An 18,876-nucleotide genomic window follows, 5' to 3' on the forward strand; every position below is an offset into this window, starting at 1 on the left:
TTTGGATAACGGTTTAATACTTCATCAGGTACTTCGGGCAGACAGATACCTTCAGCAATAATTTTGTTTTTCACATAGCGTTCAAAGACTTCGGATAAGCCTTGAACCCGGGCTTCATTCTGAGTATTACCGGCCGACATACCATTGCTGACGTAAATATTGCCGATAAGGTTGACTGGAATATAACGAACTTCGCCATCACCAAGGCGCAGATAAGGTACAGCACAGATACCCCGTTCGCCGTCGCCGGAATTGGTATCAAACAACATATCCGGCGTCAGTTCGTTTTCCGGATCAAAATATTTCCACAGGCTTTCATCCATCAAGCCTTCGGGCATTTCATCACCATCCATGTCAAACCAGCGTTCGTTGGGATAATGCACAAATTCACTATTGCTGTGATGTTCGCCCAGATAGAAGTCGGCAAAGAAATAATTGCAGCTGAGTCGTTCGAAATATTCACCCAACGCACTGGCAAGACAGGCTTTTTCGCTGCTGCCTTTGCCATTGGTAAACATCAAAGGACAGGTTTTATCTCTGATATGGACTGAATAAACATTGCTGACCGGGTTAAGCCAGGAGGCTTCTTCGATATCAAAACCAAACGACTTTAGTTTGGCCTGCATGGTGGCGATACTGGTTTCCAGATCGCTGTCTTTGCCTTTGATAAATGTTTTTTCAGTCATATGAATTACTCGCATAGATAAAAAAGCCCCCGGTCACGGGGGCTTTTTTTAATTAGCCGATTTGGTTTCATATATTAACAGTTCGGCAGATTTACATTCTGACTAGTTGCCTGAGGGCAAACGTGAAAGGCTAGGACATTTTATTTCCGGCCCAAAGCCAAAAAGCCACCGACGACTACCGCTACTGCGCCACCAATGATGTACCACATGGTTTCATCCGTAAAACGACCGGTGAATGTTTCGGTCACTTGATCACCTAATGACTGCGATGCATTAAAACCAAATACCAACAAGATAATGCCGATAACTACTAAAATTATGCCTAAAAGCTTTTGACTTCCCATGTTCTCTCTCCGGTTAATTATTTATTTTTTTAAGTTCTCCATGGGTGTTCTGGTAAATCACAAACGCCGATTGTTTCAACGCCTGCACGTGCAACCAGATCATCATTTTCGACCGAGCTGCCACTTACCCCAATCGCACCAGACATAAATCCTTCGTCATCAACGATTGGCACACCGCCTGGAAAAGTAATCATGCCATCATTTGAATGTTCGATGCCATACAAAGGCTGGCCCGGTTGGGATAGTTGGCCGATTTCACCACTGGGCATACCAAAATACACTGCTGTCCGGGCTTTTTTGATAGCTATATCAATACTGCCAACCCAGGCATCATCCATACGATAGAATGCTTTCAGCGCGCCGCCGGAATCAACGACAGCAATACACATACGAGTGTCAGTGGATTCAGCTTTTTTGAGGGCGCCATCAATAGCTTTTTTAGCCGCTTCTGAAGTAACGTGCATGGTTATCTCCTTATTGAATTGCTGGATCAGAAACTGTTGAAAAAGTATTTTTTCAACAACACTATTTCATAGAGAAAATAGGACCCAGACAGGGATTTCAATTTATATTGAAATTATAATTTTAATAGATGCTTTCTACTGTAAGCGGCCTCGATATAAACGCAATAACATAAGTCAAAACCCTTGATAACGAGTGATGACAGGAAAAGCCTATGAAAGCACTTTTACAACTGACTATATTAATAAGTGCATTTACAAGTCAGGTATTTGCTGAAGACAGCCAGTTGACCCAACAGCAACTTGATGAGGCCTGTGAAACAGCAAGGCTGGAGAAGTTAACGCCTATCCGGGAAAAATATGCGGACCAATGTGTTGCTGAATGGGATCGCAGCCAGCAATATTGTGACCGGTTTTATAGTGATTACGGCAATGCCGGGGGAGAAGCTCCAGTTTTATTTTACGACTTGCCAGAATGCGAGAAAGCCTGGAATTACCGGCGTAGATATCGCAGTGCAGATTAAAGCCAATTTAAAGAAACACCTGGTATAACGAATTGGTTAAACAGTTTTGTATGACAGCCTGTAATATTTAGCGCAATTTATTAGTTCAGGGAATCAGAGTGGAACAACGCGGTAAGGAACATTTTATTGGGCTGGAATGGCTGCGTTTTTTGCTGGGTTTATATATCGTGGTTTTTCACACGTTACATACTTACAAACTCAAAGAAAAAGCCCCCTGGTTGATGGATATGGTTGGCGTTGGCTTTTTTGCCACCAGCAGTTTCTTTGTGTTGTCCGGATTTCTTTTAGCGCATGTTTATTGCCGAAACGGTGAATTACGCGAAGCAGCGACCAGCTTTTGGGCAAAGCGCTTTTCTAACTTATATCCGCTACATGTTTTTTCACTGCTGCTAACGTTTTCGGTTCTGACCATTATCAATTATCTGGGCCTTCCTCCAGATGATGTGAAAGCCACGGTACGGTTTGTGGTGTATGACACCAATGTGGATTTGGGTGAAGCTGGGCGGGCGTCAATTGAGCACTACATGAGTAATGGTGAGTTACTGGTTAATTCGTTGTTGCAGATATTCATGTTGCAAGCCTGGAATCCTTTCTATCTGACCTTTAACGCGCCGTTATGGTCGATTTCGACGTTGTTTTTCTTTTATTTAACCTTTCCCTTTGCTGCGCCGTATCTGATGCGGGTAAAACATAAAATTCTGTGGCTTTCAGCATTGATGCTGATTTATCTTGTCCCGCCGTTACTGGTTATTTGGAATGGTGATTACGGTATGCCATTTACCGGCATGTTGCATCGCATGCCAATTATTCGTATTCCAGAGTTTTTTGCCGGTATTGTCAGTTATGCCTTGTTTCGTCAGCTGCGGGATAGTGGGCGTGATCCGAAGTTTATGGTGCGAATCCTGATGGCGTTGTTTGTCATGTTGTGTTTTCTTGGCGCGATATGGCTGCTTAAAGGCGAACGTTACTGGTATTTTCTGTTGCATAACGGTTTGTTATTGCCGGCTCAGCTGATGCTGATTTATCTGTGTGCTTTAGCAGGAGCGCCACACAGTGAATGGTTTAATAACTGGTCACGTCGGCTGGGTGCAGCATCATTGCCATTGTTTGTGTTGCATGTGCCTGTCTTTGTATTGTTTTCCCGTTCCGAAAAAATACTTAATGTGCTGTCGATTGAGTGTTTGCAGAACTGGAACAGTTGTGCGGTTCAGGCAAGTGAACAAACCTTGTCGATTTGGTTTTATCCATTATTCCTGTTGATGACCGTGATCTTGTGTATCTGGTCGATGGAACAAGCGGTAGTGCCTACCCGTAGATGGATATTAAAACGGTTGCCACTTACGGCAATAAAGCAATCCTGATTTTTAATGTGCCAATGCCGGCCTGATTCTATGTATAAGCAAAATTCATTTTCAGTTTTGATTTGAGGAAATAACATGCCTTATCCCTTAGCTAACCGCTCAGGACGCTCGTTTAATTTTTTCTCTCACGTAGTTGCAATCGGCTTATTTATTTTTTCGACCAGCAGCTTGGCTTTTTCGTTAGAGGACGTGGCAGAAAAAGCTCAGACATTGGTCAAACAGGACTATGTCAAACCACAAAGCAATCTGCCCGCAGCGTTCAGTCAGATGCAGTTTGCCGATTACATGAAAATCCAGCCAAGAGCAGAGAAATTTCATTGGAACGACCAGCAAATCCCATTCCGACTGGCGTTTTATCATCAAGGTATGCACTTCAAGGTGCCGGTAAAGATTAATGAGATCCTGCCGAATGGCATTACGGAAATTAGCTACGATCCGGAAAACTTTGATTTTGGTGATTTAACTTTTGAAAAAGCCAACACAGCGAATCTGGGCTATGCCGGTTTCCGCGTTTTATATCCCATTAATAAAGCGGATAAATACGATGAAATCATGAGTGTGTTGGGCGCGAGTTATTTCAGGGTGATTGGTGAAGAGCAGGTTTATGGTCTCTCTGGACGGGGGATGAATATTGATACTGCGGTTGCAGATGATATTGAAGAAGAGTTTCCGGAATTTCGTGAATTCTGGATTCAGCAACCCCAGCCCGGCGAAGAAAACCTGGTGATTTATGCATTACTGGATTCGCCTAGTGCGACCGGTGCTTATCGTTTTGATCTACAACCGGGCACCGATACAGTGCTGGATGTTGAAGCCAAAGTGTATCTCCGTAAACAGGTTCATGAGTTGGGTCTGGCAACGCTCACCAGCATGTTTTTATATGATGGCCGGCAACCGCCGAGCCAGCATAATTTCCGCCCACAGATTCATGATTCGAATGGGTTATCTATTCATGCTGGAAACGGGGAAAGGATTTGGCGTCCGCTGAATAACCCGGATGGCGTGTCTGTGAGTACCTGGCAGGTCGAAAACCCGAAAGGCTTTGGTTTATTACAACGTGGTCGTGAGTTTGCACGGTTTCAGGAGCTGGATGATTTGTATCATTTACGACCCAGTGGCTGGATTGAAACCAAAAGTGACTGGGGTAAAGGCCGTATTAAATTGATTGAATACCGTACTGCGGACGAAACTAATGACAATATTGGTGCATTCTGGATTCCCGATAATCTTCCGCCACTAGGGAAGCCCCTTGAGCTGTCCTATCGGATTCATTGGACCCTGGATGAGCCGTCACTGACAGATCCTGATATTGCCTGGGTGGAACAAACATTACGTTCAGCAGGTGAAGATAAACAAGCCAATCTGATCCGTGACTTGGATGAAACCATATTATTGCAGGTAGATTTTGTGGGTCCGGTATTGACGGAACGTGGTGAGTATCGGATACCTGCAACACAAATCAGTATCAGTGAACATGCCAAAATTTTGAGTAGCCATCTGCGCTATAACCCTGCCACAAAAGGTTGGCGTTTAATCATGCGAACGCAAATTAATGATCCTGATAAGGTGGTTGAGATGCGCGCCGCGCTGGTCGACGAAAACCAGCAGCCTTTATCCGAAACCTGGAGTTATCAAATCCCTATAGGGTTTGCAGAAACCCGTTGATAACGCAGTAAAAGCTTTCGCTAAACACTGACAGGTGATTTGTTTAAGCGGCAAAACGGCAGGCAGGTAATTTTGCGCTAACAAAAACAATCACTTGTCTGTACTCTACGATGTAAAAAGCGTATGCTGTGCGCCCTTTATCACTGACTGATTTTATGGCCGGAAAACTTTTTATCAGAACCTTTGGCTGCCAGATGAACGAGTACGACTCGAACAAGATGGCCGAGGTGCTTGCTGCATCACATCAATTGGAAACAACCGATATCGCTGAAGATGCGGATGTGTTGTTGCTGAATACCTGTTCGATCCGGGAAAAAGCCCAGGAAAAAGTTTTTCATCAACTGGGTCGCTGGAAGCGCTGGAAAGATAAAAAGCCACATCTGGTGATTGGGGTTGGCGGTTGTGTGGCCAGTCAGGAAGGTGAGGCGATTCGTAAACGTGCGCCTTATGTCGATCTGATTTTTGGACCACAGACTCTGCACCGTTTACCGACGATGCTGGATGACGTCAGAAAAAATAATAAACCGGAAATCGATATCTCATTTCCGGAAATTGAGAAGTTCGATAATCTCCCCGCTCCAAAAGCCGATGGCCCTACAGCGTTCGTTTCCATCATGGAAGGTTGCAGCAAGTACTGCACATTCTGCGTTGTGCCCTATACCCGTGGTGAAGAAGTCAGTCGCCCGGTTGGCGCTGTGTTACGTGAGATTCGGCAACTGGCCGCTCAGGGTGTGCGTGAAGTCAATCTGTTAGGACAAAACGTTAATGCCTATCGCGGTATTATTGAAGATGATGAAACCGCTGATCTGGCGTTACTGATTAATTATGTGGCGGCAATTGATGGTATTGAGCGTATTCGCTTTACTACCTCGCATCCGGTGGAGTTTTCCGATTCATTGATCGAAGCGTTTGCCGAAGTCCCGGAACTGGTCAATCATCTGCACTTACCGGTGCAGTCCGGCTCAGATCGGATTCTGGCGATGATGAAACGCGGTCATACTGTCGCGCAATATATTGAAAAAATTGAACGGGTGAAAAAAATTCGTCCGAATCTGAGTATGTCGAGCGATTTTATTGTCGGATTTCCTAATGAAACCGACGAAGATTTCAACGCGACGATGGCGTTAATCAACCAGATAGGTTTTGATCATTCTTTCAGCTTTATATATAGCGCGCGTCCTGGCACACCAGCAGCAATGTTTAATGATTCAGTTTCTGATGAAGAGAAGAAACAGCGTCTGCAAATCATGCAGGATCGTTTGCGTGAGCTTGAAAATGCCGTCAGTGAATCAATGCTTGGCACTGTGCAACGTGTTTTGGTAGAGCGTGCTGCACATCGAGATGCAGATGAAATAGCCGGCAGAACTGAAAATAATCGGGTGGTCAATTTCCCCGGTGATATTGCGCTGGTTGGCAAGTTTGTCGATGTGCGTGTCACAGAGGCACACACCAACTCCTTGCGAGGAGAACTTCTTGCTGATAGCGTTATCCTCTAACTCCTTTTTGGAATCTAATTTGTGGTCACTCCAGCTGTTACAGTTGACACGATAAGCTTTGAATTAAGTCCAGCGGACAACCCGCGCCTAGCCAATCTATGTGGTCATCTGGATGAACATATCCGGATGATGGAGCGTGGATTTGGCGTGGAAATCAATAATCGCGGTGGCAAGTTCCAGATCATCGGTAAGCCGGAGATTCTGGCTGAAGTACAGGATGTGATACATGCTCTGTATGCCGACACCGCCCAATCTGTTCTGGAACCGGAACAGGTCCATCTGGCGATTCGTGAATCCGGCGGCACTGAAACCACCGGTTTTGAAGAAGAAAAAGAAGTTACCATCAAAACCAAACGCGGCCTGATTAAAGCGCGTGGTGAAAATCAACAAGCCTATTTGCGTCGGGTAATGACGCATGACATCAACTTTGGTGTGGGACCTGCCGGTACCGGTAAAACCTATCTGGCGGTGGCCTGTGCGGTAGAAGCGCTGGAACGCGATTTTGCACGACGTATTGTTTTAGTCAGACCGGCGGTTGAAGCCGGTGAAAGGCTTGGTTTTCTGCCGGGTGATCTGGCTCAGAAAGTCGATCCATATTTACGGCCATTGTTTGATGCGCTTTATGAAATGCTGGGGTTTGAACGGGTTGCCAAACTGATTGAGCGCAATGTGATCGAAGTAGCGCCACTGGCATATATGCGTGGTCGTACATTGAACGAATCGTTTATTATTCTGGATGAAGCGCAGAACACCACAGTTGAGCAGATGAAAATGTTTCTGACCCGTCTGGGCTATAACTCGACAGCGGTGATTACAGGTGATATTACCCAGGTGGATTTGCCTGGTTCAACTCGTTCAGGTTTACGCCATGCCATTGAAGTATTAAAAGATATTGAAGGCATTGGCTTTACCTTCTTTCAGGCAAAAGATGTGGTGCGTCATTCGCTGGTACAGAAAGTTATTCTGGCTTACGAAAAGGCTGAAACAAAGTCGTGAACGTCATTATCGATTTGCAGCAGGCAACTGATGCAGATGTGCCATCTGAACAACTATTTCAACGCTGGGCCAGTGCTGCACTGGCTGAAGTCAATGAAGACTGTGAATTAAGTATTCGCCTGGTTGATGAAACCGAAAGTGCCGAACTGAATAATGATTACCGCGGCAAAAACTATCCAACCAATGTTTTATCTTTTCCCTTTGAATCACCTGTGCCTTTAGAACCTGTGTTACTAGGTGATCTGGTGCTGTGTGTTCCGGTGGTAGAGCGTGAAGCTGCCGAGCAGGAGAAAACCATTAATGATCATTGGGCACATTTAATTGTGCATGGCTGTTTACATTTACTTGGCTATGATCATATTGAAGACGATGAGGCAGAATTAATGGAATCGTTGGAAATTAAAATTTTACACAAGCTTGATATTAACAATCCTTATACAGAGCAGAGGGTTACATCATGAGTGAGGGACGACCGAGTCGCTCAGACAGTCCAGTTTCCTGGGTGCGAAAATTAAGTAATCTGTTCCTGGAACCTAAAGACCAGGAACAGTTGATTGAATTACTGCGCAATGCTTCTGAACGGCATATTCTGGATGCTGAAGCCTTGTCGATTGTCGAAGGGGCTTTGAGCGTCTCACAGATGCAGGCTCGCGACATTATGATTCCGCGTTCCCAAGTGGTGATGGTTTCCCGAGATGCGCCACCAGAAGAGACACTTAAGCTGGTCACAGAAACATCGCATTCACGTTTTCCGGTGATTGATGATGATCGTGATGATGTTATCGGTATTTTGCTGGCTAAGGATTTGCTGGCGGCAGTGGTCAGCTCTGGTGAGTTTAATTTTGATCTGCGTGAATTGTTACGTCCGGCGGTGTTTATCCCGGAAAGTAAGCGTCTAAATGTATTGCTGCGTGAATTTCGCGCCCGTCGTAATCATATGGCAATCGTTGTTGATGAATATGGTGGTGTGGCCGGCATGATTACCATCGAAAACGTGCTTGAACAAATTGTTGGTGAAATTGAAGACGAGCATGATGTGGATGATGATGCGCCAATTTTGCAACGTGATGACAATACCTTCACTGTCAAAGCATTGACCCCGGTTGAAGACTTTAACGAGTATTTTGAAACCGAGTGGAGTGACGATGATTTTGATACGGTGGGCGGCCATGTGGTGAACCAGTTTGGTCATTTGCCCGGCCGGGGAGAGCAAGTCACAATAGGTTCACTGGAATTTACCGTATTACGTGCAGATAAACGTCGAGTCCATTTGTTACGTATGGTGAAGTTAGCCGAAGAAACTGAAAGCGAAAGCGAAACAGAATAATGACAACCTCCAGGCAGATGGCTTGGCAAGGCGCATTTGGCAGTTGGGCAGCATTATTGGCCGGTGCCATCTTGCCACTAAGTCTAGCCCCTTTTCACTATTACCCATTGGCGGTGTTGAGCCTGCTCGTGCTGTTTCTCAGCTGGCAAGGTGTCAGTCCTCGTCAGGCGTTGTGGCGTGGCACCCTGTTTGGTACCGGCATGTTCGGTGTGGGTGTTTCCTGGGTTTTTGTGGCCATCCATGTTTTTGGACAGGCCAGCATAGTACTTGCAGGTTTGCTGACCGCACTGTTTGTGGTTGCCCTGGGTTTTATGATCGGCGTATTGGGGTGGGGTTTAAAACGCCTGACCGGGCCAATATTATCCAGCAAAGATTTCCTGATATTACTGCCCAGCAGCTGGCTTTTATTTGAGTGGTTTAAAGCCTGGTTTCTGACGGGATTCCCATGGCTGGAGGTGGGTACCGGACAAATTGAAGGCCCACTTGCCGGTTATATTCCGTTAATCAGTGTTCACGGTGCCTCCTGGCTGGTGGCATTGACCGCCGGCAGTCTGGCAATAGTGTTTTACCAGCGTAAATGGCTATTTCTCCTATTGCCCGCGGTGATTTGGGGCAGTGCTTTTTCGCTACAGTCGGTTGAATGGACAAAAACCACTGGTGAACCGGTTAAAGCTGCCTTGATTCAAGGCAATGTGCCGCAGGAAATTAAATGGGATCCCCAGCAATTACGTAATACGTTACAGTTATATGCTGATCTGAGTCGAGAGAATTGGGATGCAGATGTAATTGTCTGGCCGGAAAATGCAGCAACAGCGTTTTATCATCAAATAGATGAAGGTTATCTTGAACCATTAGGTCGCGAGGCACGGTCGCATAATACCGATATTCTTGTCGGGCTGCCGGTACTAGATGAAAATGGTGAAGATTATTACAACAGTATGGTCAGTCTGACCGAAACCCCGGTGTTTTATCATAAGCGTCATCTGGTTCCATTTGGCGATTACGTTCCATTTGAAACCCTGCGTGGATTGATTAAATTCTTTGATTTACCGATGTCGGCGTTTGTACCGGGCGCTTCCGAACAACCGCAAATGATGTTGGCAGGCCATCCGGTCGGGGTGTCTATCTGCTATGAAGATGCCTTTTCATCTGAATTACGTGACACAGTGCCGGCGGCAACCATGTTGATTAACGCGACTAATAATGCCTGGTATGGAGATTCATTTGCACCGCACCAGCATTTACAGATTTCACGAAGCCGGGGACTGGAGACAGGGCGGCCCATTTTGCGGGTCACAACTAACGGGATTTCAGCGTTTATTGATTATAAGGGCGTTATTCAGCAACAGAGTCCTCAATTTGAATTAGCCGTACTGAAAGGCGACATTCAACCCAGAGAGGGTGTGACTCCCTACGTGCGTTTCGGGCAATGGCCATTATTGATCTCAACTTTGCTGTTGCTGACTTTGTGGGCGTATTATCAGTATTTTTATCGGCGTAACGAGTCTTAATCTTCCATGCAATTAATGACCATCCAGCGGATTCTGGGCATTTTACTGAGCCTGTTCAGTATTACCATGCTGCCACCTGTGCTGGTTTCATGGTGGTTTAATGACGGCGCTGCTATAGCCTTTCTGTCGGCGTTTGCGATTCTGGTCAGTACCGGTTTGCTGTTATGGTTACCTGCGAGAAAACACCGTAAAGAGTTGAAGATCCGCGATGGGTTTATCGTGGTGGTTATGTTCTGGATTGCTTTGGGTTTTTCCGGGGCGTTGCCGTTTTATCTGACCGAATCACCCGAGATGAGTATTACCGATGCGGTGTTTGAGTCCATGTCGGGTTTAACCACCACCGGGGCGACTGTTCTGGTTGGTCTGGATACGCTGCCAGAAGCTGTACTGTTTTATCGTCAGTTTCTGCAGTGGTTGGGAGGGATGGGGATCGTGGTCCTGGCCGTTGCTATCCTGCCATTATTAGGCGTCGGTGGCATGCAGCTGTATCGTGCCGAAACACCTGGTCCGATGAAAGATGCCAAATTAACCCCACGTATTACCGAAACCGCAAAAGCACTCTGGTATATCTATTTGAGCCTGACGATCGCGTGTGCCATCGCCTATTACTGGGCAGGTATGTCATGGTTTGATGCTATTGGTCATAGCTTTTCTACCGTCGCCATTGGCGGGTTTTCCACCCATGATGCCAGCATGGGCTTTTTTAACAGCGCGACGATTGAAATGATCGCGGTGGCTTTCATGCTGGTTTCAGCGATGAATTTTTCATTACATTTTCTCGCCTGGCGGCATCGCAGTATGATGCATTATCTGCGGGATTCAGAGTTAAAAGTATTTTTAAGCATTATGTTCGTTATCTCGCTTATAACGGCAACCTATCTGTATTTCACCGGCACCTTTGATGATGGCTGGACCGCTGCTCATCATGGTATTTTCCAAGCGGTTTCAATTGGTACCACCGCTGGTTTTACCACTACCGATTATTATTTGTGGCCGGGTTTTCTGCCAATTTTATTATTGATGACCAGCTATATTGGTGGCTGTGCTTTTTCTACCGGTGGCGGTATTAAGGTGATTCGCGCGATGCTGCTGTTTAAACAGGGATATCGTGAGGTTTTACGGTTGATTCATCCTAACGCTGTATTTGCCATTAAAGTGAATGGTAAAGCGTTACCCCCCAAAGTAGTTGGTGCGGTTTGGGGCTTCTTTGCCTTATATGTTTTCTGTTTCAGCATCATGCATCTTTTATTGATGGCGACTGGCCTTGATGTAGTGACGTCGTTTTCTGCTGTAACCGCTTGCTTGAATAATCTGGGGCCGGGTCTGGGGGATGTTGGGGCTAATTTTGGACAGATTAATGCTCCATCCAAGTGGATATTATGCGTTGCTATGTTGTTAGGGCGTCTTGAAATCTTCACCTTGTTAGTCGTGTTAACACCGGCATTCTGGCGTCGATAATGTCGGATAGTCAGCAAAAATGGGATCAGCGCTATCGAGCAGAGGTGGCTGTTTATCCCGAGCCTGCACTGGTAATCACCCAGAATCAGCATTTACTGCCTGAGCAGGGATTGGCGCTGGATTTGGCGTGTGGTTTAGGTGCCAATGCCTTATTGATGGCCAGTCGTGGATTACAGACTCAAGCCTGGGATATTAGTTCTGAAGCATTGGCGAAACTGAATGCAGAAGCTCAACAACGACAGTTAGAAGTTATTACTGAACAGCGTGATGTGAGTGTGAACCCGCCTGACAAATCGAGCTTTGATGTAGTTGTCGTCAGTCAGTTTCTGGATCGCAAACTTTGCCCGAAACTTATCAATGCCTTAAAGCCTGGTGGGTTAATTTTTTATCAAACATTCTGTCGCGATAAAGTAGATAGTGCCGGTCCGCAGAATCCTGACTTTTTATTGGCAGATAATGAACTATTAAATTTATTTTCAGGTCTGAAATTAAGAGTTTATCGAGAAGAGTCAACACTTGGAGATAGTTCAGTGGGGTGGCGAAACATGGCGATGCTGGTGGGGCAAAAGTCATAATAAAAATAAATACTTAATAGGACTTGCTGAAAAGTCACTGGATCAGTAGAATTACGCGGTTCAGAAAGGGCAAACATAAAAAGCGTGTTTGTCGGGCAACAATCATTATTGGCGAGAACAGATATGAAAGCGGATATCCATCCAGATTATAGCGAAATCAATGTTACCTGCAGCTGTGGTAACAGTTTCAAAACCCGTTCAACACGCGGCAATGACCTGACGCTGGATGTATGCTCAGAATGTCATCCGTTCTACACTGGCAAACAAAAAATGCTGGATAGTGCCGGTCGTGTTGATAAATTCCGTCAAAAATACGGAAAATAATCTTGCGGGCTTAAGCCGAAGATACTAATGAACACCATCAACATTACATACAAAAGCCTCTGTCGACTGACAGGGGCTTTGTTGTTTCTGGGGCTTTTATCCGGCTGTGCGCAGAATCCGGTGACAGGTGGCCAGGATTTTGTGATGATCAGTGAAAACAAAGAGCTTGAGATGGGCCGCACTTATCATCCTCAGATCATCGAACAGTATGGTCGTTATGAAGATGAAGCGTTGCAGAGATATGTTGAGGATGTCGGTAAAAGACTAGCCGCCGTCAGTCATCGTGATGATTTGGTTTATCGCTTTACCGTTTTAGATTCACCGGTTATCAATGCGTTTGCATTGCCTGGTGGTTATATCTATATCACTCGGGGAATGATGGCCTATCTAAATTCCGAAGCTGAGCTTGCAGCCGTTCTCGGGCATGAGATTGGCCATGTCACTGCCCGTCATGGCGTACGCCAGCAAAGTGCAGCCCAGGCAGCCAATTTAGGATACACACTGGGGGCAATACTGCTTCCGGGGTTACGCACGGCAGGTGCCCAGGATCTGTTTAATGTGTTTGGTGGTGCATTGCTCAGTGGTTATGGTCGTGAACACGAATTAGAGTCGGACAGGCTCGGTGCCGAATATCTGGCCCGTTCGGGCTATCCTTCAGAGGCCATGATAGAAGTCATTGGTGTGTTAAAAGATCAGGCAACCTTTGCTGAAGCCGAGGCTAAAAAACAAGGCCAGGATTATCAGGGCTACCATGGTCTGTTTGCTTCTCACCCGGATAATGACACCCGGTTGCAGGAAGTGGTTAAAGCGGCTGATAAATACAAAACCACGGTTCGTGAAGATGAAGGTACAGAGCGTTATTTGCAGCGTATCGATGGAATGGTGTTTGGGGATAGTGAATCACAGGGCATTCGATCTGGTCGAAATTTCTATCACAGTGAAATGCAGTTTGCGTTGAGTTTTCCGCAAAATTGGCATATTCAGAACAACCCAACAAGTTTACGGGCAACCGCGCCGCAAGGAGCCGCTATTATTGAGATGGGCGCTTCCGATCTTAATCGTAAACAGACCCCGGCTGAGTTTATCCGGGATAGGTTGAATATTAAAGATTTGAAAAATGGAGAACCGCTCTCTACTAATGGTTTGCAGGGTTACACGGGCCTGGCAGTCGCAGAGGGCAAGCCGGTTCGAGTGGCAGTTATATATTTACGCGAGCAGGCGTTTATTTTTATCGCGACCACCAAGTCGTCAGCAGATTTCAATAAATTTGATCCGGCGTTTCGTGAGACGGTGATGAGCTTTCATGCTATGCGTCAGGATGAACAGCAATTTGCCGAAGCACAACGTATCGAAGTGGTCAAAGTTGATAGCAACGATAGTTATTCCAGCTGGGCGGCAAAAACACGAATCAGTAATAGTCCGATACAACAATTGCGGTTATTGAACGGCGATTATCCTAATGGTGAACTGAAGCCAGGACAATTGGCTAAGCGTGTTCGTTAACTGATAAGTCATAGTGCGTTTACTTTCAGTATTCAATTAAGTATCTCCCAAACTACAATCTAAAACATATTCCTCAATGTGGTGACATCACTGTTGTCAATTTATTGAGCTGTCATTCTGCAGGCAGTTTTTGACGAGATAGTGTTTTCCATTTTCCATAGTCACAATACTACCTTATGACCTTGGAAAAGATTTATTTAGAACAACTAAAGCGAATCATTTCTGCCTTGTTGAACAAAATGAGCCTAACAGGGCTGGGATTAGTTTTGTCTCCGCCAAGGCGGAAATGGAGTGAGATTCATGGATGTCTCTGACAAACTACGCTTCACGTGCCTTGAGTGATGCTTACAAAGGCGAAGATGAAAGGAGCAATAGACAGGACCCTAGAACAGCTCTATCAGAGTGTCATCCTGTTCACTGGATGTGGCGCCACTGCCACCACGCATTGCTGGAACATTATCTTTACGGAAGGTTTCGTAGATTGCTTCGGTATCGCCGGGACGGGCCAGTAATCCAGTTTCAGGATCAATGCGAACTGAGACCATATCAACAGGCTGTTCAAAGCTTTTCTCGGGCACATCTTCAAGTGCAACTCGCATAAAATCTATCCACATTGGCAAAGCTGCACGACCACCCGTTTCGTAACGGCCTAGAGTGCGGGGATTATCAAAACCTACCCAGCTTATAGCAACCAGTTCCGGGTTAAAGCCATTAAACCAGGCATCCAGTTGATCATTGGTTGTACCTGTTTTACCTGCTAAGTCACCGCGATTTAAACTTAACGCCTGACGACCTGTACCAAACTTCACTACATCACGCAGCATACTGTTCATAATGTAAGCATTTTGCGGTGTAATGACCTGTTTGGCTGGATAAAAGCCTAACAACTCAGCTTGCATCAGGGCTTCTTCTTCACTGATGTCGGCTGCGGGTATAGCGCAGCTGTCGCAAACTTTCTGGGGTTTGGTCTGCATCAGGATTTCACCAGCAGTATTTTCAACCCGGGAAATAATATAGGGATCTATCAGGTGACCACCATTTGCCAAGGTAGCATAAGCTCTTGCCATATCAATTGGTGCTGCATTTCCGCTTCCCAATGCGATGGATAGATTGGGTGGAACCTGTTCAGGTTGAAAGCCAAAACGTTGTACATAATCTACCGTATAGGCAATGCCGATATCTCTTAACAACCTTATAGAAACAAGGTTTCTTGAATGAGTTAGTGCTTCTCTCAAACGCGTTGGGCCAAAAAATCGACCACTGTAATTTTCCGGGCGCCAGACATTTTCCAGCCCAGGGTCATCAAATACCACAGGTGCATCGTTGACCACGGTTGCAGCGGTATAACCTTTTTCAAGCGCGGCAGAATATACAAAAGGTTTAAAGCCTGAACCCGGTTGGCGTTTTGATTGCACTACCCGGTTAAATTTATTCTGAAAGAAATCAAATCCGCCCTGCAGTGAGGTGATTGCACCATCTTCAGGTGCAAGGGAAATCAGGGCTCCCTGGACTTCTGGTATCTGTGTCAGTTGCCATGAGTCCTCTTCCAGCTCACGCAGGTAAATAATATCGCCGACCGCCAATACGTCGTCAATAGCCTGAGGTTTTTTGCCCATGCTGTTGGCACTGAGTTGCGGTTGCGCCCAGCTTACGGCAGAAAATGGTAACTCTATTTGGCCAAGCCGTTTTACAAAAACCTGTGCAGTATTACCTTCTATTTCCAATACCAAACCTGGACTGATAGCACCAATAATTGAATAATCCTTCAGGAACAATTCGGAAGCGGCCAGATCTGGTAATTCGCTTAACTCAACTTTGGCAGCCGGACCGCGATATCCATGGCGTTTGTCATACGCCAGTAATGCATCCTGCAGTGCTTTCGTGGCGGCCTGCTGATGTTTGGCTTTAATCGTGGTAAAGACCCGAGTACCGTTTTCATAGATCTCTTCGCCAAACTCCTCAATCAGATAGGTGCGGACCATCTCTGAAACATAGGGAGCGTAGACTTCTATTTCTCGCCCATGATAGCGAGCACTTACATCTTCTTTTAATGCTTGCTGATATTCCGCCTGAGAAATAAAGCCAACATCGAGCATTCTACTGAGTACGTAATTACGTCGATCCAGCGCTCTTTGTGGGGAAGTAATCGGGTTTGTCGTAGACGGCGCTTTAGGTAGGCCGGCTATCATTGCCATTTGGCTCAGCGTTAACTCATCCAGAGTTTTCCCATAATAGACTTGAGCCGCAGCACCCACTCCATAAGAGCGGTGACCAAGAAATATTTTATTCAGATATAAGGTGAGAATTTCTTCTTTGGATAATGTGTTTTCAATTTCCAGTGACAGAAAAATTTCATTGATTTTGCGCAAATAGGTTTTTTCATTGCTTAAGAAAAAATTCCGGGCGACCTGCATGGTTATAGTACTACCACCCTGCGCTTTTTCACCAGTGAGTGCTAAGGAATAAGCTGCGCGAAGCAAACCTTGGTAATCCACTCCCGGATGTTCAAAAAAGCGATCATCTTCCGCTGCCAGAAAGGCTTCTATGAGTTGAGGCGGAAAGTCCTCATAAGCCACCGGTATGCGGCGCTTTTCGCCAAACTCCGCCATCAAAAGACCTTCTTCACTAAAAATACGTAAAGGAATCTGCAACTGAATCGTCCGCAACGATTCCGTGCTGGGCAATTTGGGTGACAGAAATAGATAGACTACAGCGATAAACAGTAGACCAGCTATCAAAAAGGTAAAGGCCCATTTAAAAAGGCGTGACACAAGTCGCGACATTGGATTATTTCGTTCGCAAAAAATAAAACCGTAGAGTATATATAAACATCCTAATAAAGCCAGTTAATGACTTTTTGGGAAGATGTCACAGTTTTAGTTGTTGACATCCTGGTAATTGTTAATAAACTACTTTAACTTACAAGTGTAAGTGTACTGCACACATCATTTCGATGGAATTGGGGCGATGCATGTTTGGACGTAAGAAATCCCCTTTACTAGGGATAGACATCAGTTCTTCGGTTGTGAAACTGCTAGAACTAAATAAGCGCGGTGATCGTTATACCGTCGAATCCTACTCAGTGGAACCGCTTCCTGTGAATGCTGTAGTAGAAGGTCGGATTGAAAACAGTGACGAAGTCGCTGGTGCAATACGGCGTGCAATAAAACGTTCAGGTACGAAGTCCCGGGATGCTGCCGTTGCGGTTTCGGCAAATTCTGCTATCACCAAAGTTGTTTCCTTCCCATCCTCCATTTCAGAGCGCGACATGGAAGAAAATGTGATGCTGGAAGCTGAAAACTATATTCCCTATCCGCTGGATGAAGTCCGATTGGATTTTGAAATATTGGGCCCTTCTGCAGCCGATGCCGATGCAGTGGACGTTTTGTTAGCCGCTTCGCGTAGAGAAAATGTTGATGCCCGTACCAATGTGCTGGAAAAAGCCGGTCTTAAACCCCGGTTGGTCGATGTAGAAGCTTATACCGTTGAAAATGCCTTTTCTCTTATCGCCAGACAGTTACCTAATCAGGGTAATGGATTAACCGTTGCTGTTGCCGATGTCGGTGCGAACGTTACAACTTTGCACGTGCTGGTCAACGGCAAAATTGTATTTACCCGCGAACAAACTTTTGGCGGCCGGATGCTTACCGAAGATATTGAGCGTTATTACGGAATGTCATATCAGGAAGCGGGTCGGGCCAAAAAAGATGGCAGCCTTCCGGATGACTACGCGCCAAAAGTACTTGAGCCTTTCAAACGTTCCATGGCAGTAACCATCACTCGAGCCCTGCAGTTTTTCTTTTCAGCTTCAAGTCAGTACCAATCAATCGATCATATTATTCTGGCCGGTGGCTGCGCCTCTATTGATGGTGTTGATAAGATTGTTGAGACAGAGACAGGTACTTCGACCTCTGTAGCCAATCCTTTTACCGATATGGGGCTGGGTACACGAGTCAAGGTGCAGGCACTGAGTAATGATGCACCCTCGATGATGATAGCGTGTGGGCTGGCCATGAGGAGTTTTGACTAATGGCACATATCAATCTTCTCCCCTGGCGCGAAGAAAAACGTCAGGAAAGACAGCAGCAATTCTATATTGCGATGGGAGTGACTTTAGCTCTCGCCATTATCATTTTTGCTATTTTCAATAGCCATATGAATAGTTTGCTGGATAAACAGAATCAGCGTAACGCTTATCTGCAAAAAGAAATTGCCATTGTGGATATGCAGATTAAAGAAATCCAGGATTTAGAAAAGCAACGTGATCGTTTGCTGGCCAGAATGAGAGTTATTCAGGATTTGCAGCAGAGCCGTCCTAAAGTTGTAAAAGTGTTTGATTCTATTGTGAGAACTGTACCTGAAGGTATTCATCTTCAAGTTTTAAGCCGCGAGGGCGATAAACTGATTGTGCAGGGGGTGGCACAGACTAATGCCAGAGTATCCGTCTTTATGAATCAGCTCGATAACGATCCAGAGTTCACCGAATCAACACTTCGTGTTGTTCAGCGTACATCTTCGCGTGATGATGCAATTCGTCAATTCACTCTGGAAGTGACTGAGTCCAAACCTGAAACGGATGAGGAGCTATAGTCGTGGATATCCCTTCAGTTAATGATATTGATTTCAATGAAAGTGGCGAATGGCC

The 18,876-nt window shown here is 45.7% G+C and carries 18 protein-coding genes; 14 read left to right on the forward strand and 4 right to left on the reverse strand.

Annotation, left to right across the window (positions count from 1 at the left end; genetic code table 11):
- From B3M51_RS09055 to B3M51_RS09065, 3 genes are all read right to left on the reverse strand, one after another.
- Positions 1-686 (reverse strand): YcaO-like family protein (locus tag B3M51_RS09055; RefSeq protein WP_292758461.1); only part of this gene is annotated, 686 nt, incomplete at its 3' end.
- 140 nt (positions 687-826) lie between these two features.
- Positions 827-1,030: a DUF3185 family protein gene (locus tag B3M51_RS09060; RefSeq protein ID WP_292402866.1), complete on the reverse strand. Its 204-nt coding sequence runs from the start codon at positions 1,028-1,030 to the stop codon at positions 827-829.
- Between the two features lie 29 nt (positions 1,031-1,059).
- On the reverse strand, positions 1,060-1,494 hold the full coding sequence (locus B3M51_RS09065) for a GlcG/HbpS family heme-binding protein (RefSeq protein ID WP_292402871.1): 435 nt from the start codon (positions 1,492-1,494) through the stop codon (positions 1,060-1,062).
- Positions 1,495-1,706: 212 nt separating this feature from the next.
- On the opposite strand from B3M51_RS09065, the gene B3M51_RS09070 reads away from it, so the two are divergent.
- The 12 genes from B3M51_RS09070 (at position 1,707) to B3M51_RS09125 (ending at position 14,231) form a co-directional block, all read left to right on the forward strand.
- Complete coding sequence (locus tag B3M51_RS09070; RefSeq protein WP_292758463.1) at positions 1,707-2,015, forward strand: hypothetical protein; 309 nt, start codon at positions 1,707-1,709, stop codon at positions 2,013-2,015.
- A 98-nt stretch (positions 2,016-2,113) separates the two neighbouring features.
- On the forward strand, positions 2,114-3,376 hold the full coding sequence (locus B3M51_RS09075; protein WP_292758465.1) for an acyltransferase family protein: 1,263 nt from the start codon (positions 2,114-2,116) through the stop codon (positions 3,374-3,376).
- A 75-nt stretch (positions 3,377-3,451) separates the two neighbouring features.
- Positions 3,452-5,041 carry a glucan biosynthesis protein G gene (locus B3M51_RS09080; protein ID WP_292758467.1) on the forward strand — a complete coding sequence of 530 codons (1,590 nt, stop codon included), beginning with the start codon at positions 3,452-3,454 and terminating at the stop codon, positions 5,039-5,041.
- A 155-nt stretch (positions 5,042-5,196) separates the two neighbouring features.
- On the forward strand, positions 5,197-6,537 hold the full coding sequence (gene miaB / locus B3M51_RS09085) for a tRNA (N6-isopentenyl adenosine(37)-C2)-methylthiotransferase MiaB (RefSeq protein WP_292482693.1): 1,341 nt from the start codon (positions 5,197-5,199) through the stop codon (positions 6,535-6,537).
- A gap of 21 nt (positions 6,538-6,558) precedes the next feature.
- Entirely contained in the window at positions 6,559-7,533 is a 975-nt protein-coding gene (locus B3M51_RS09090) for a PhoH family protein (protein WP_292482691.1), read from the forward strand.
- Positions 7,530-7,994: an rRNA maturation RNase YbeY gene (ybeY, locus tag B3M51_RS09095; protein WP_292482689.1), complete on the forward strand. Its 465-nt coding sequence runs from the start codon at positions 7,530-7,532 to the stop codon at positions 7,992-7,994. The genes B3M51_RS09090 and ybeY overlap by 4 nt, the downstream gene beginning before the upstream one ends.
- Positions 7,991-8,860: an HlyC/CorC family transporter gene (locus tag B3M51_RS09100; protein WP_014705312.1), complete on the forward strand. Its 870-nt coding sequence runs from the start codon at positions 7,991-7,993 to the stop codon at positions 8,858-8,860. The genes ybeY and B3M51_RS09100 overlap by 4 nt, the downstream gene beginning before the upstream one ends.
- Before the next feature lie 17 nt (positions 8,861-8,877).
- Entirely contained in the window at positions 8,878-10,371 is a 1,494-nt protein-coding gene (gene lnt / locus B3M51_RS09105) for an apolipoprotein N-acyltransferase (RefSeq protein WP_292758470.1), read from the forward strand.
- A gap of 6 nt (positions 10,372-10,377) precedes the next feature.
- On the forward strand, positions 10,378-11,829 hold the full coding sequence (locus B3M51_RS09110; protein ID WP_292758472.1) for a TrkH family potassium uptake protein: 1,452 nt from the start codon (positions 10,378-10,380) through the stop codon (positions 11,827-11,829).
- Positions 11,829-12,404 (forward strand): class I SAM-dependent methyltransferase, encoded by a 576-nt coding sequence (locus tag B3M51_RS09115; RefSeq protein ID WP_292482681.1) that lies wholly within the window; start codon positions 11,829-11,831, stop codon positions 12,402-12,404. Before B3M51_RS09110 ends, B3M51_RS09115 begins: the two co-directional genes overlap by 1 nt.
- Positions 12,405-12,527: 123 nt before the next feature.
- A complete protein-coding gene (rpmE, locus tag B3M51_RS09120; protein ID WP_014705308.1) occupies positions 12,528-12,728 on the forward strand; it encodes a 50S ribosomal protein L31 in 201 nt (66 codons plus the stop codon).
- A gap of 27 nt (positions 12,729-12,755) precedes the next feature.
- A complete protein-coding gene (locus B3M51_RS09125; protein WP_292482679.1) occupies positions 12,756-14,231 on the forward strand; it encodes a M48 family metalloprotease in 1,476 nt (491 codons plus the stop codon).
- 383 nt (positions 14,232-14,614) lie between these two features.
- Here B3M51_RS09125 and B3M51_RS09130 read toward each other — a convergent pair whose 3' ends face one another.
- Positions 14,615-17,014 carry a penicillin-binding protein 1A gene (locus B3M51_RS09130; protein WP_292758473.1) on the reverse strand — a complete coding sequence of 800 codons (2,400 nt, stop codon included), beginning with the start codon at positions 17,012-17,014 and terminating at the stop codon, positions 14,615-14,617.
- Between the two features lie 188 nt (positions 17,015-17,202).
- On the opposite strand from B3M51_RS09130, the gene B3M51_RS09135 reads away from it, so the two are divergent.
- Both B3M51_RS09135 and B3M51_RS09140 read left to right on the forward strand, forming a co-directional pair.
- Entirely contained in the window at positions 17,203-18,261 is a 1,059-nt protein-coding gene (locus B3M51_RS09135) for a pilus assembly protein PilM (RefSeq protein ID WP_292482675.1), read from the forward strand.
- Complete coding sequence (locus B3M51_RS09140) at positions 18,261-18,821, forward strand: PilN domain-containing protein (protein WP_292482673.1); 561 nt, start codon at positions 18,261-18,263, stop codon at positions 18,819-18,821. Before B3M51_RS09135 ends, B3M51_RS09140 begins: the two co-directional genes overlap by 1 nt.
- Positions 18,822-18,876 lie beyond the last annotated feature (55 nt).

This window comes from Methylophaga sp. UBA2689 (assembly GCA_002354555.1).
In the GTDB taxonomy this organism is placed as follows: Bacteria; Pseudomonadota; Gammaproteobacteria; order Nitrosococcales; family Methylophagaceae; genus Methylophaga.